Below are 13,565 nucleotides of genomic sequence, written 5' to 3' on the forward strand. Positions count from 1 at the left end.
GGCGGAGAGCAGCCATCAGGAACTGCCTCTTCAGGTCGTACGGCGACCGCCGAAGCCTGTGCCGTATCGCCGCCGGAATGGGCCGCTCGCATGAAGCGCGGCCAGGCCATGAGCCATGGCGCCAGCATGGCCGCTCATTCCGCCCGCTCCGGCGATCATGGCGGCGGATCGATGAATGTTTCTCTCAATCAGGACGACCGCCGATGAACCTCTTCAAACGACCTTCCGTTCGCTATGGCAAGACGCCACAGCCAGAAACGCCCTATCAGCGTGCCACCCAGCTCTGGGATGACCGCATCGGCTCGGCCCGCGTCCAGGCGAAGAACTGGCGGCTGATGGCCTTCGGATCACTCGTCCTGGCCGGCGGCTTCGCTGCCGCACTGGTCTGGCAGTCAACACGTGGCGCCGTGGTTCCCTGGATCGTTCAGGTTGACAAGCTCGGTGAGGCGCAGGCGGTTGCCCCGGCCGTTGCCGGCTATCGGCCAACCGATCCGCAGATCGCATGGCATCTCGCCCGGTTTATCGAACAGGTGCGAAGCATTGCGGATGATCCGGTCATTGTCCGCCAGAACTGGCTGCGCGCCTACGACTACACGACCGACCGCGGCGCGGTTTACCTGAATGACTACGCTCGCTTGAACGACCCATTTGCAAAGATCGGCAAAATCCAGGTCGCGGTCGAGGTCTCCAGCGTCATTCGTGCTTCGCCGGGCTCGTTTCGTGTCGCCTGGGTGGAACGCCGTTACGAGAACGGCAGTCTCGCCAGCACTGAGCGTTGGACTGCCATCCTCACCATCGTGATTCAACAACCCCACAACGCCGACCGGCTGAAGGCCAATCCGCTCGGCGTCTACGTCAACGCCATCAACTGGTCGAAGGAGCTTTCATGATGTGTGCGGTACGAACACGGAAAAGAACGAAACAGACCGCGCGCAATATGACCAGGGCGCGTATGCTTGCAGTGGCACTGCTGTCGGCTACAGCGCTCGCCGGCTGCGCCTCGAAGAAGTACATTCCGCCCGAGATCCAATATGACGATGCGGTGCCTGCCGTGAAGAAGGCCGATCCGCCGGATCCGGTGAAAGTGGTGGAACTGCCGAAACCACTTCCGCTTCCCGGCCAGTTGAAGCCGGTCCAAACCGCGAAGGTGAAAACGGAGCCGGCCGACCCCAAGCAGCGGATCAGTCAGGCCAATGAGGCGGCAAGAATGCAGCCTTTCCGCGATGGGTTCGTCAACGCGATCCAGCTCTATCCCTGGAGCGAAGGCGCGCTTTATCAAATCTATGCCGCGCCTGGTCAGGTCACAGACATCGCCCTGGAGCCCGGCGAACAGCTTGTCGGCTCCGGGCCTGTCGCCGCCGGTGACACGGTACGCTGGATAATTGGCGACACCCAGAGTGGGGCAGGGGAGCGCCAGCAGGTCCACATTCTCGTCAAGCCGACAAGACCGGATCTCCAGACCAATCTTGTGATCAACAGCGACCGCCGCACCTATCATCTTGAGCTTCGATCGACCGAAAAGACCTACATGGCTTCCGTGTCCTGGCAGTATCCGCAGGACCAGCTGATCGCGCTGCGGCGCCAGAACGCCGAGGCTTCCGCAGCCCGGCCGGTTGCCGCCGGCGTCGACATCCAGAAGCTCAATTTCCGATATCGCATCGAGGGCGACACAGCACCGTGGAGGCCGCTCCGAGCCTTCGACGATGGCGCAAAAGTCTATATCGAATTCCCGTCGGGCATTGGCCAGGGGGAGATGCCGCCGCTGTTCGTCATCGGGCCGTCGGGTGGCTCCGAACTGGTCAACTATCGCGCCCGCCAGAACTACTACATTGTCGATCGCCTCTTTGCCGCTGCTGAACTGCGGCTCGGCGACAAGACTAGCGAGAGGCGCGTCCGCATCGTGCGCACCGACGGTAGCCGGCCGCAGCATCGCGCAGGATTGTTCAGATGAGCGACCCTACGAATGGCTTGAACCGGGACATCCGAGCTGAACTGCGTCTGCGGCCCGAACCTGCCAGGGTGACGCGCCTTTCGCGCAAGGTGCTGATCGGTCTTGGAGGCGTCGTCAGCGTTGCGATCCTGGGCACACTGATCTGGGCGCTCGACGGCAGACGACGCGGCAACGAACCATCGTCCGAGCTCTTCACCACGGAAAACCGCTCGACGGCCGATGGGCTGCAGATGCTGCCGAAGGACTATGCCGGCGTTCCAAAACTTGGCCCCGCACTGCCGGGCGACCTAGGCCGGCCGATCCTGCGTGCGCAAGAGCAGGGCAGGCCGGTCGTTGCGCCCGATATCAGCACGCCTCGCGGCGATCCGGAAGAACAGCGCCGCCTCGCCGAAATCGAAGCCGCGCGTGTCGCAAAGCTCTTCACGGAAACCAACGCGCAGGCGATTCCGTCGCGACAGGGTGCCGGGGCTGGAACTTCCATCGCGGACACCAAGTCCGGATTGACAGCGCCGGCAGAACCGCCGGCGCTTGACCCAGGCTCCTCGCAAAATATGCAGGACCGCAAACTCGCCTTCGTCAACGCCAAACAGGATCGCCGCATTGTCAGTCCCGATCGTCTCGCGGCAAAGGCCTCGCCATATGTTGTCCAGGCAGGCACGGTCATTCCCGCTGCTCTGATCACCGGCATCCGTTCCGATCTTCCCGGCCAGGTCACCGCTCAGGTCACCGAGAACGTCTACGATAGTCCATCAGGATCGTATCTACTGGTTCCGCAGGGTACGAAGTTGGTTGGCCAGTATGACAGCCAGGTCGCCTTCGGTCAGTCTCGCGTACTCCTGGTCTGGAATCGGCTCATCATGCCGGACGGGACCTCGATCGTGCTGGAGCGCCAGCAAGGCGCGGATGCCCAAGGGTTTTCGGGGCTGGAGGACGAGGTCGACCACCACTGGGGTCAGCTGTTCCGGGCCGCAGCGCTGTCGACCCTGCTCGGGGTGGGGACATCGCTTGGTTCCAGCGACGACGAAAGCGATATCGCCAAGGCCATCCGAGAAAGTGCCCAGGATTCAGCCTCCAATATCGGTCAGCAGATCGTGCGCAATCAGCTTAATGTCCAGCCGACACTCACCGTCCGGCCCGGTTTCCCGGTTCGCGTGATAGTCAACCGCGACCTTGTGCTGGCGCCGTACGCACCAAAGGGTCCATCATGACCAAACTGAAACTCTCTGCCATTCCCGATGATCGGCCTGTCAAGATCACGGTCGAGCTGCCCGCCGCCGTTCATCGCGATCTTGTAGCCTATGCCGAGCTGCTCGGCCGCGAGACCGGCCAGACTGTCGCTGATCCAGCAAAGCTGATTGCGCCGATGATCCAACGCTTTATGGTCACTGACAGGGCGTTCGCCAAGTCGAGAAGAGTTCAAAAATCAGATTGAAAAGCGGACGCCGCGGCACAACGATCACTCAGGATTTGGGTATTTCCGTTTCAGGAAGTCGATGAATGCCGCCAGAACCGGATTGCCATTGTTCGGCCGCCAATGTGCATCGTAGCGGATATACATAGGCTTGCCGCCGTTTTGCAGAACCGACGAGACGACACCCTCGTTGACGTTCGCCACGTTGCTTTCAGGCAGCAGTGTAACGCCCAAACCCTTGCGCACGAGGTTGAGCAAGCTCAACCAGCTCACATCGTGGCGGACTATAGAAGACCGCGAGCCATCCGCTGAGATGACACGAATCGTCGAAATGTCGATGGGCTGCATGTTGGCGAGCATCGCCTCCCGAGCGAGTTCGACCCATTCGATCTCGCCACGGCCAGCAAACGGATGCTCGGCCGGCATCACCACAATGATGGGGTCTCGCCACAGAGGCAGGCACTCGGCTCGCCCACGCTGGCCGAAGCCATTGGCGATCACCACGTCGATCGTCCGGCTGTTGATCCCGGCATTCAGATCCGCGCGCGGCGCTTCGATAAAACGAATACCAACGTCGGGCCTGTCGCGCATGAAAGCAGCGACGGCATCAAGATAGCCGCAGGCCGGTAGCGGCGCATCGATGCCGATCGAAAGACGGTCATTTCCGCCACTTGCACCTGCCTCGATCATGGACAGCGTTCCATCGAGGTCCGTCAGCACGCGGCGCAGGTTGGAAATAAAGCGCTCGCCCGCAAGCGTCGGACGCACCCCGCTAGGGTGGCGATCAAACAAAGTCGCATCCAGCGTTAGCTCGAGGTTTCGAATACGTCGGCTCAGTGTTGTGTGATGCATGTTGAGCCGTTGTGATGCGCCGAGAAGACTGCCTTCCTCGGCGATCACCAGCAGGCACTGCAGCGTGAGAAGTTGTATGGACCGGTGCATTGAATACCGGGATCATCTCTACAGGTTCATCGGTGGCTGAGATCGTTGACGCTATCAGGCCTGTGGGGTTTCCGCCCCGCGGTCTCGTGTACTTCGCGCAGGGATAGTCGATGAGAAAGCTTTCCGCGTCTCACGAAGACGTTCGAGCGTGCGAGCATCGAATTTCGCGGTGACAGCCACGATCTCTTCGTTGTTGATGACCTTCGGCACACCGAGCGGCGTCACTCTGAAATGAAGCTGCACCAGCCGCAACAGCCAGAGCGGGTTCATCTCGATGACGATCGTATCGACACCGGCGTGGAGACCCCATTCAACGATGCCAGAGAGCAATGCGTTCGCCACCGGGCTCAACATCCGTCCACGTTCGCGATGTGCCGGCTCGACGCAATAGCGGGTCCACTCCCAGACGTTTGGTCCGACGGGGAACTTGCCCTCGCAAAGTTCGGGCATCACATCCGAAAGCAGGTGCGGCCGCGTGGTCGGCAGCATGCGTTGATAGCCGATTACCCGGCCCGCTTCTACGTAGAGCATGTGAATGGCATATTCGTCGTCGAAACTGTCGGTTTCCAAGCCGCTGTCGTGGCGGAGGTCGGTCCAGCCCTTCTCCTCGACGAATACCCTGTGGCGAAGACGGAAGGCCTCTTCAAGCTCCGCATGATAGGAGCCCGCATTCAGTGAGTTGACGATATGCAGCATCGGTTGTCCTCCAAAGATTGAAGTCGTCCGAATCTGCTTGCCGAACCGGTCGCACGGCATCACGCGATCACGTGAGGAACTAGGCGATCAGGCCGATCCTGAACGCCTCGGCTACCGCGCGAACGGTGCTCGTTACTCCGAGCTTTTCACGAACGGCACGAAGGTGAGTGTCGGCCGTGTGGTTGCTGACGCCCAATCGATCTCCAATCTCATCGACGGTTAAACCTTCTGCCGCCCATCGGAGAACATCGTGTTGTCGAGGGGAAAGTCTGACGGTCTGATGCGTCACTGATTTTTCACAGATCTCAACCGCTCGGCCGATTGCATATGCTGCTATGAGTCCGACCGCGTCGCGTTGGGACGGGTCCAGTTCAAGCCTTTCTCCTGCGATAGAAAAACCGATCTGTCGTCGCTCTACCGTTGAGAATGCCAATGTCATACCGTCCCTCAATCGAAACTCCGCCGCTTCGTGCATGACGTGGTGCGCCGAAGCAGACAGTTCGCAACGTTCAGCAATCTCCCTCCAGACGAAGGGTTCGCTTACGCGTCTTACAAGTCCAATTGTCGGATCACGATGCAGATAGCCCCGTGAAAAATATCGCAGCGACCACTCCCTCGGCCAGGCGTCCAGAAGCACGTGGGACATTTGCTCACCGCGCAATGCTCCCACTGGAGGAATAACTCCAGCAAGCAGTCCAGTCGCCCCAAAGCGAACCATGTATCTCAGAACTGACTCAGAGAGATCGCTGATCGTGTGCGCTTCCCGAACCTGCTCCAAGAACCCGAATGTTTCCTCAAGACGCCGCCGCCAGTTAAGTTGGATAGCGCCTCTAGCACCTGGCGGGAAAGCTTCGCGTTTACTTTTATTCGACATGGTTGGTGCCCTCTTACAATGCACAGGCCACCCTCCCACAGTCCCATTGAAGCGGATTGCCAGGAGGGCCCTCTATCGCGGCGCTGATGAGAGACAGCGGCTTGGGGCCATCGAACGACAGGCAGTTTCGTTTCGCACGAGACGCAAACACTCTAGGAGCGCTGACCTGCGTAGCTGTACACCTGTAGGGCGCGCTGGATCCCCGTAAGGAGCAGCGACCGAGCGCTTGGATCGACACGCCCTTTGACAACCTCGGGATAATTAGCTCCCAGATACTGGCTGATCAGGGTTTCCGGGATCGTCCGGCCTTCCAGTATTGAGAGCAAGCGGCCAACTGCGGCTTGGGCTCGGGGATCAGGCCAATAGTAGCGGATTCTGTCACTGTAGCTGAAATGGCGTTGGACGCGCTGCCGTTCCGGCGTCCCATGATAGTACGTCGCCCAATCCGCGGCTTTTTCCAGCATGAGTTCTTCCATGGCCGCGGGCAGGCGTTCCTCTGGCGCAAGCAACCCGAGTTCAACCGCGATTGCGTCAAGTCCATACAATGTTTCGCGCAATGCAAATGTGAGACCGGGGCCTACTTTCAGAATGCCGAAGCCATCGCGGACCAGCGCGACGAGTGCCTCACGGGGCTGGTAGTCGGTCGAGTGCGCTTCGAAGACGAAACCCGGCAGTTGGTCGAGTGCCTTCGTCAGCGCCGCAGCCTTGCCCGGGTCGTAGATGACGACATTCTCATTGCCAAATTCGACACCCGGCTGGACCACGAGGCCGATGCAGCGGCTGAAGGCTTGCGGGATTCCTGCTGCCTCGAAGGCGGAATCGTGGATTTCGACCGTATGCACGGCGTCTTCCAGTCTGGTAACCGCAATCTGATCGAGCGCTTCAAGCGCGCCGCCAGGAACCGGCACTTCCGTTCCGATCACATAGACAGGCGCGGACAGGTCGCAATTGTCTGCGACTAATTCGGCGACCGAAGCAAGCCGCGCGGCCCGCGTAGCGATCATCTCTTCCGCTAGAGATGGGCCTCTATCGTCGGCACACGCCATGCTGGCATCGAGGTGAAGCTTGCTGAAGCCGGCGCTTGCATAGGCCGCTATCATCTCTTCGGCGCGCCGCATAGCGACGTCAGCTGGCAGCATCTTCCACGGATTAGGTCCGAGATGGTCGCCGCCCAGCACTAAATGTTCAAGCGGGAATCCGACTTTGCCAGCAATCGTCTCGACGAAGGATCGGAAGCTAGCTGGGGTCATTCCCGTGTAGCCGCCATTCTGGTTGACCTGGTTGCAGGTGGCTTCGACTAAGACCGGCCCGTCTCGCGCTAGGCCCTCCAGCAGCGTCGCCTCGATCACTAGAGGGTTCGCCGAGCAGACCGAGGTCATTGCGCGGCGGTTGCCGGCTGCGACGTCGTCTACAAGCCTGATCAGAGGATGTTCGGACATGGTGCTATCTCACGAGAAAGGATGTGAACTCTCGGCCTAGGCGAGCACGACTACCTTGGCCAGATGACGCGGTGCCGACGTGTCCTGCCCCTGCATCTGCGCGACCCGCTCGCCAAGAAGCTGCAGCGCGGGCAGGTAAACGAGCCCCAACGCCTCTTTGGCAGCTTTTACTGCCAAGCTCAGATGGCCCTTGCCACCGAAGCCGATGACGAAACCGCCCTTGGCTCGCAACTCGTCGGCGAGCTGTTCTTCCTCCTCCCGCGTATCGGGCTGATAAAGAATGATGATGGCGGAGCGCTCGTCGACTAGACTCACCGGGCCGTGGCGATACTCGAGCGGGTGATAGGCCTGTGTAAAGGTACAAGCCATTTCCTGCAGCTTGAGGCCGCCTTCGGCCGCGAGTCCGTAAAGCGCACCGCCGCCGAGAAAGACGAAATGCGAGCGCGACGATAGTGCCGAGAGGTCGCTTCCGGCGAGGTTCTCGAGCATATCACGGGCGGCGATGGTGGCCTCATTTCCTACCTTATAACCGGCAAATTTCAGCGCCATCAGGAGCATCAGGCTCGCCGAGGCAGTCATCACGATCCCCTCGCTGGGGTGAGTGGGCGAAGCGATCAGATGGTTCGAATGCCTGGCCAGCGAGCTCCTGTCGCTGCAGGTGATGCCGATTGCTTCAAGTCCCATTGACCGACTAGCCTGCACCGCGCGCACCAGCTCGGAGGATTCGCCACTTCGGGAGATCGCTATGACCACGGCATTGGAGGGATCGGCACAATACGACTGCGGCCGACGAAACCATTCGTTTCCCGGTACCGCGATCGCCGGGGTGCCGCGCTCGTTGAGCAGGACGGCGGTCGAGAGGGCGAGGTTGTAGGAGGAGCCGCAGCCCAGAACGATATAGGTCTTGCCGGGTTCAGGGGCGACGATCGCATCTCCTAGGGCATCCCAATAAGGGAACTGCTCAAAGATGGATTTCTCGGTGGCATTCATGGAAATACCTTTCGTGGGAGGGTGTTCGACGCACGAGTATCCGTGCTGCCGCCGGCCGGGTCAGGCAGGGGGCGGGCAAAGACACGTGCAAGTTCTGCGGTGAAGGTTTGGACAAAAGAGGCGCCGGGTTGGATGCCCGCGGATCGCAGAGCGCTCCAGACGGCACCCCCGATGGGCGCCAGCGCCGCTGGCCGGTACGGGCTGTTGATGCGGCTCATCAGATCTATAATGGTGCGGCTCTGGAATACGCTTCCTGCCGCGCTCCAGGTCTGCCCTGTCTGACCCGAGAGCCGCTGCGCTGTTTCGAGTTGACTGGTCAATTCCGCCGCTGCTGCGGTCATGATCGCCACCGCAGTAGGGTCGCCCACATCGGCGAGGCGGTCGACAAAGCGGGCCAGGGCGGCGATCCCGGAGCGCGCGTGCTTCAGCGACAGGAACCACCCCATCAGGGCTTCAGGCCGATCCTTGCCTTCCGCACCGATCTCGGCCAGGAGAGCGGCAACGAAGGCCGGAGCGTCGAGCCGGCCGTCCAGTGCCCGGCTGGCCTGCCTCAAGGCCTGGTGCCCGATCCAGTAGGCACCACCTTCGTCGCTGAAGGCCTCGCCCCAGCCGCCGACCCTTGTGATGCGTCCGTCGCCGCCCCTGGCCATGGCCATCGCGCCAGTGCCGGCGAGGACCAGTGTGCCGGGCTCGCCCAGGAAGGCGCCGTCGAGCGCCACGCGGACATCGTTTTCGTTTCTGTGTGGCACCGGCAGCAACTGGTCTACCGCGTCGTCGGCCGTCCTGCTGACGCTCTCGACCTCCGCATAGCCGGGTAGGCCCAACACGGCGAAACGGATCGAGGAAAACATCGGGATGGCATGACGCAGGAGGTTTTCGAGGTCCGGGCGCCACTGCGGATTGTCCATCGGATTGACACCGGCACCGACGACGCCGAGTACGATACGGCCATCCTGCCGGGTGACGACCAGGTGGGTTTTGGTTCCGCCGCCATCGAGCCCAAGGACCAGATCTTCCATCAGGCGGGTGTCTCCTCTGCAACAACACCGCCGCTGACAGTGAGGCTGAGGCCGATATTCTTTATCCGCTCGCGCCACTCGGGGGCGATGCCCGCATCGGTAACGACGTGCGTGCAGGCCAAGAGCGGCGCGACCAGATAAGTTGCCGCCCGTGCGAACTTGCTGTGGTCGGCAAGCACCAGCCGCTGGGCCGCGCGCGACAGCATACGGGCATTGATCGTCGCCTCTGAAAGGTCGACGCTGTAAATCGCGTTGTCGTCATTGATCGCGCCAGCTCCGAGAAAAAGCTGATCAAACCACAGCCGGTCGAGCATTGCTTCCGCGAGCGGACCGACGATGGAAGCGTTCTCATTGCGAAGCTGGCCGCCAAGAACGGTGACCTGGACCTTGGGTGTGTTGAGCAGTGCATACGCGATGGCCAGCCCATTGGTGAACACCGTCAGGGGCAGAGGTTCGATCCGCAGCCTTCGTGCCAGCTGAAGCACAGTCGTCCCGGCGTCGAGGAACACCGTGGAATGCGGCTTGAGCATGCGGTATGCGGCATCCGCGATGGCGCGCTTGGCCTCGATGTTCTCGTTCTCGCGCTCGCTGAAGCCCACCTCGATATTCGACCCCTCCGCGAGGCGTGCTCCGCCATGAACGCGGTCGATAATACCTTCCTCTTCCAGGACGCCGAGATCGCGTCGCAGGGTCGCCAGTGAAGCCCCCGTTGCGTTGACCAGGTCCTGGATGCTCGATGGGCCGTTCACATAGAGGAAGTGCCGGATCGTGCTGAGACGGTCGTCCTTCATGCAGAGTTCTCGCCTGTCAGATTAGCTTCGGATGGCATAGCTCACGACCTCGAACATAGTCAATCACAGTTTTGATCTTTTATGAGCGAATTATCGTGTTGGCCAGCGATCGAGCGGCCGTCTTTCCGGCCTTTCGATCGCAAACTCAGGCTTCTAGGGCATTTTTGCGTCCGACAGAGCGATCACTTTCGCTCAAATTTGTGATTGACAAAGCAAAATCCGCTCAGATAGCATCACGGCATGCTTGAAGAGGAGAGACAGGTTTGACTTCCCAGCCCCCCGCCAGTCTGCCGGCCTTTCACAATGTGCTCGACCTGCCAGCCGCCATCGGGCGCCTTCAAAAGGCGATCGGCATCCAGACGGTCACCGGCAACGAAGCAAACATCATCCCCTTCTTCCGGTCGGAGTTTGAAAAGCTGGGTCTCGACGACATCACCACCCGGGACTTTTTGCCCGGCCGGCCCAATCTCTGGGGCACTCTTCGAGGCGCAGGCGGCGGTCGGAAGGTGATGATCATCGGTCACACCGATACAGTGCATGTGAGAGGGTGGTCGGAACGCTGGGCGGGCGACGAACGTGAGAGTCCGTTCAGCGGGGCAATTGTAGACGGCGAGATGTGGGGTCGCGGCGCGTCCGATCTGAAGGCCGGCCTGTGCACAGGCATCTCCGCGCTGGCCACGCTCAAGGCTGCGGGAACCAGCCTGAAGGGCGACGTGACGCTGGCTTTCGTCGGCGACGAGGAGAGCGGCGAGCTGGGCAGCGGCGTCAGCGGGGGCATGAGGGCGCTGGTCGACGCCATGAAGACGGGAGAGGTTGCACGCCCCGACTTCGCCATCTATGTCGAGCCGACCACGCTCGACATCTATCCCGCCCATATGGGCTTCATGATTGTCGATATCACCGTCACGGGACGTACGTCCTATGTTGGCCTGCCCGAGAAGGGCGTCGATGCACTGAAGGCCGCCAACGCCGTCCTGACGGAACTCTGGCGGCTTTCTGACCGCCTGGCGGCGGCCGGAGACCATGATCTGGTCGGCCGGGCTTTCATCCTGGTCACCTCCATCGAAGGCGGTGGCTATATCGCGGTTCCGGGCGAGTGCAGGCTCAGCCTCCTGCGCAAGCTGCGTCCGGGGGAGTCACTCGATACCGCCCGCGAGGAAATCGAGGCGGCGGTCATGGCCGCTGACCTGCATCCCGATATTCGCGTGGCGTTCGTGTATCCGGCTGGCCGCAACCACCCATTGGGTGGAACCCCTCTGGATGGCGACCCCACACATCCGGCGGTGGTCCAGCTCGCCGAAGCGGTGCGCACCGTGCGCCCCGATCGCGGGCGCATCCTTGGCGGGCCGTTCTGGTCGGAGGCGCCGTTCCTCGCCGACATGGGTATCCCGAGCGCCTATTTTGCGCCTGGCGATATCCAGATCTGTCACGGACTGGAGGAGCGCGTTTCGCTCGACGAATACCGCGACGGCATTGTGGCGCTATCAGCGTTCCTTGCCGACTACTGCAACTGAAAGTGCGGCCTGAAACAGAGAACGAAAACGGGAGGAGAACATCTCATGACACTGTTGCGTCATGCATTCCTGGGTGCCCTGGTGGTGTCTGTCGTCATGCCGGTCGGCGCCTGGGGGCAGTCAAGGGCCGTCGGACCCAAGGGCGAGGCAGCGACGTCCTCCAGCGAACTCCAGCTCACCGATGAGGAGGTCGCGAAGCTGAAGGAAGGCCACTACACGGCCGCCATGGTCTGGCACATGGCGCAGGAATACACGAGTGCCGTGACAGCAGGCGCCCAGGACGAGCTCGACCGTCTCGGGATCAAGGTGCTGGCCATCACGGAGGCCGGCTTCGACGCCGCCAAACAGAAGAATGACCTTGAAACCGTTATGGTGCGCAATCCGGACGTGATCCTGACACTTCCGGTTGACCCGGTCTCGGCGGGCGAAGCATTTCGACCGGCCCTCAAGGAGGGTGCCAAATTCGTCATCGTTGACAATGCACCTGCCGGCTGGGAGCAGGGCAAGGACTACGTCACTGTCGTTACTGACAACAACTACGAGATGGGAAAGCACACGGCCGATGCGCTCGCCGGGGCGATCGGGTCCAAAGGCAAGGTCGGCATGATCTTCTACGACGCCGATTTTTTTGTGACAAACATGCGCGACAAGGCCTTCAAGGACACGATCGCCGGCAGCTATCCCGGGATCAAAATCGTCGCCGAGCAGGGCTTTGCGGATCCCCGGAGGGTCCAGGAGATCGCAGACGCGATGCTGCTTCAGTACCCGGAGCTCGATGGAATCTATACCAGCTGGGGCGAACCGGCCGAAGGCGCGCTGGCCGCTCTCCGCGCGGCCAAAAACGATCATGTGAAGATCTCGACGCTCGACGTCAACGAGGTCATCGGACTCGACATGGCGAAGGGCGGCAATGTTGTCTCGATCACCGTGGACGAAGCCTATGAGATCGGGCGGGCACTGGGAGCTGCGGCCGGTTACGCACTGCTGGGCAAGGGCGTACCTCCTTATATGGTGGTGCCCGCCCTGACTCTCACCAGGGATAATCTGGTCAAGGGCTGGTACCAGTCCATGCATCGCGAGGCACCGCAGTCAATCAGGGACGCCCTGGTCAAATGAGACCAGTCGTGTCGAGCAACTTTGCCTGTCGACAAGCGTAGGGCGCGTGCCCTGCACCTGGCAATATCCAGGCTTGCCACGGTCTGGAGGAGCGTCCTCCCGCTCGACAGCTATCAGAGACGGCACTGTGGCTGTCAGCCTCCCACTACCGGCAAGCTGACAAAAGTGCCGTCTGAACCGAGAAACAAAAATGGGAGAAGCATCATGAAACTACAGCGTTATGCATTTCTGGGCGCGCTCGCGGCGTCCCTTGCGGCAGTGCCGGGTGTGGCCTGGTCACAGTCGAAGACTGTCGGCCCCAAAGGCGAACCTGCGACGGCATCCAGCGAACTCAAACTCGACGACGCAGAGGTCGCAAAGCTCAAGGGAGGGCACTTCAAGGCGGCGCTTGTCTGGCATATGGCGCAGGAATTCACCAATGCGGTAACCGCCGGCGCGAAGGCCGAATTTGACCGCCTCGGAATTCAGGTGGTGGCGACAACCGAAGCTGGCTTCGATGCCGCCAGGCAGAAGAACAATCTGGATACCGTCATGGCGCAGAACCCGAACGTGATCCTGACGATTCCCGTCGATCCGGTCTCGGCCGGAAATGCGTTTCGCTCCGCACTCGACCAGGGTGCCAGGTTCGTTATTCTTTCGAACCCGCCGGCCGGCTGGAAACAGGGCAAAGACTACGTCACGATCGTTACGGACGACATATACGAGATGGGCAAGCAGACCGCCGATGGGCTGGCCCGGGCGATCGGGTCCAGAGGCAAGGTCGGCATGATCTACTACGATGCCGATTTCTATGTGACGAACCAGCGCGACCAGGCTTTCCGC

Annotated in this window: 14 protein-coding genes and 1 pseudogene; 8 read left to right on the forward strand and 7 right to left on the reverse strand. The window is 61.2% G+C overall.

The features are described 5' to 3' along the window. From E5W87_RS26515 to E5W87_RS26535, 5 genes and pseudogenes are all read left to right on the forward strand, one after another. Nucleotides 1-207, forward strand: a pseudogene (locus tag E5W87_RS26515) (P-type conjugative transfer protein TrbL); the annotation flags it as partial. Next, nucleotides 204-890 (forward strand): conjugal transfer protein TrbF, encoded by a 687-nt coding sequence (trbF, locus tag E5W87_RS26520; protein ID WP_292404424.1) that lies wholly within the window; start codon nucleotides 204-206, stop codon nucleotides 888-890. The pseudogene E5W87_RS26515 and the gene trbF, both read left to right, overlap by 4 nt. A gap of 47 nt (nucleotides 891-937) precedes the next feature. After that, nucleotides 938-1,951 carry a P-type conjugative transfer protein TrbG gene (gene trbG, locus E5W87_RS26525; RefSeq protein WP_292404426.1) on the forward strand — a complete coding sequence of 338 codons (1,014 nt, stop codon included), beginning with the start codon at nucleotides 938-940 and terminating at the stop codon, nucleotides 1,949-1,951. Further along, nucleotides 1,948-3,159, forward strand: a complete 1,212-nt coding sequence (locus tag E5W87_RS26530) for a TrbI/VirB10 family protein (protein ID WP_292404429.1) — start codon at nucleotides 1,948-1,950, stop codon at nucleotides 3,157-3,159. The genes trbG and E5W87_RS26530 overlap by 4 nt, the downstream gene beginning before the upstream one ends. Beyond that, nucleotides 3,156-3,383 carry a DUF2274 domain-containing protein gene (locus tag E5W87_RS26535; protein ID WP_292404430.1) on the forward strand — a complete coding sequence of 76 codons (228 nt, stop codon included), beginning with the start codon at nucleotides 3,156-3,158 and terminating at the stop codon, nucleotides 3,381-3,383. Before E5W87_RS26530 ends, E5W87_RS26535 begins: the two co-directional genes overlap by 4 nt. Nucleotides 3,384-3,407: 24 nt before the next feature. Here the strand turns inward: E5W87_RS26535 and E5W87_RS26540 are convergent, their stop codons facing one another. The 7 genes from E5W87_RS26540 to E5W87_RS26570 all read right to left on the reverse strand — a co-directional run bounded on the left by E5W87_RS26540 (nucleotide 3,408) and on the right by E5W87_RS26570 (nucleotide 10,113). Then, a complete protein-coding gene (locus tag E5W87_RS26540) occupies nucleotides 3,408-4,304 on the reverse strand; it encodes a LysR family transcriptional regulator (protein WP_292404432.1) in 897 nt (298 codons plus the stop codon). A gap of 54 nt (nucleotides 4,305-4,358) precedes the next feature. Continuing rightward, the gene (locus tag E5W87_RS26545; protein ID WP_292404435.1) at nucleotides 4,359-5,000 is read right to left on the reverse strand and encodes an acyl-homoserine-lactone synthase; all 642 of its coding nucleotides are present in this window, start codon (nucleotides 4,998-5,000) and stop codon (nucleotides 4,359-4,361) included. Between the two features lie 79 nt (nucleotides 5,001-5,079). Then, nucleotides 5,080-5,874, reverse strand: coding sequence for a LuxR family transcriptional regulator (locus tag E5W87_RS26550; protein ID WP_292404436.1), 795 nt, complete (start codon nucleotides 5,872-5,874; stop codon nucleotides 5,080-5,082). Between the two features lie 152 nt (nucleotides 5,875-6,026). Beyond that, nucleotides 6,027-7,313 (reverse strand): D-tagatose-bisphosphate aldolase, class II, non-catalytic subunit, encoded by a 1,287-nt coding sequence (locus E5W87_RS26555; protein ID WP_292404439.1) that lies wholly within the window; start codon nucleotides 7,311-7,313, stop codon nucleotides 6,027-6,029. A gap of 36 nt (nucleotides 7,314-7,349) precedes the next feature. After that, a complete protein-coding gene (locus E5W87_RS26560) occupies nucleotides 7,350-8,303 on the reverse strand; it encodes an SIS domain-containing protein (RefSeq protein ID WP_292404441.1) in 954 nt (317 codons plus the stop codon). Beyond that, nucleotides 8,300-9,322, reverse strand: coding sequence for an N-acetylglucosamine kinase (locus tag E5W87_RS26565; protein ID WP_292404443.1), 1,023 nt, complete (start codon nucleotides 9,320-9,322; stop codon nucleotides 8,300-8,302). Before E5W87_RS26565 ends, E5W87_RS26560 begins: the two co-directional genes overlap by 4 nt. Next, nucleotides 9,322-10,113 carry a DeoR/GlpR family DNA-binding transcription regulator gene (locus E5W87_RS26570; protein WP_292404445.1) on the reverse strand — a complete coding sequence of 264 codons (792 nt, stop codon included), beginning with the start codon at nucleotides 10,111-10,113 and terminating at the stop codon, nucleotides 9,322-9,324. Before E5W87_RS26570 ends, E5W87_RS26565 begins: the two co-directional genes overlap by 1 nt. Before the next feature lie 263 nt (nucleotides 10,114-10,376). On the opposite strand from E5W87_RS26570, the gene E5W87_RS26575 reads away from it, so the two are divergent. The 3 genes from E5W87_RS26575 to E5W87_RS26585 form a co-directional block, all read left to right on the forward strand. After that, nucleotides 10,377-11,627, forward strand: a complete 1,251-nt coding sequence (locus E5W87_RS26575; protein WP_292404447.1) for a M20/M25/M40 family metallo-hydrolase — start codon at nucleotides 10,377-10,379, stop codon at nucleotides 11,625-11,627. Nucleotides 11,628-11,723: 96 nt separating this feature from the next. Then, the gene (locus tag E5W87_RS26580; RefSeq protein ID WP_292404448.1) at nucleotides 11,724-12,743 is read left to right on the forward strand and encodes a substrate-binding domain-containing protein; all 1,020 of its coding nucleotides are present in this window, start codon (nucleotides 11,724-11,726) and stop codon (nucleotides 12,741-12,743) included. Between the two features lie 204 nt (nucleotides 12,744-12,947). Beyond that, nucleotides 12,948-13,565 (forward strand): substrate-binding domain-containing protein (locus E5W87_RS26585; protein ID WP_292404451.1); only part of this gene is annotated, 618 nt, incomplete at its 3' end.

Source organism: Mesorhizobium sp., from assembly GCF_004962925.1.
Classification (GTDB): domain Bacteria; phylum Pseudomonadota; class Alphaproteobacteria; order Rhizobiales; family Rhizobiaceae; genus Mesorhizobium.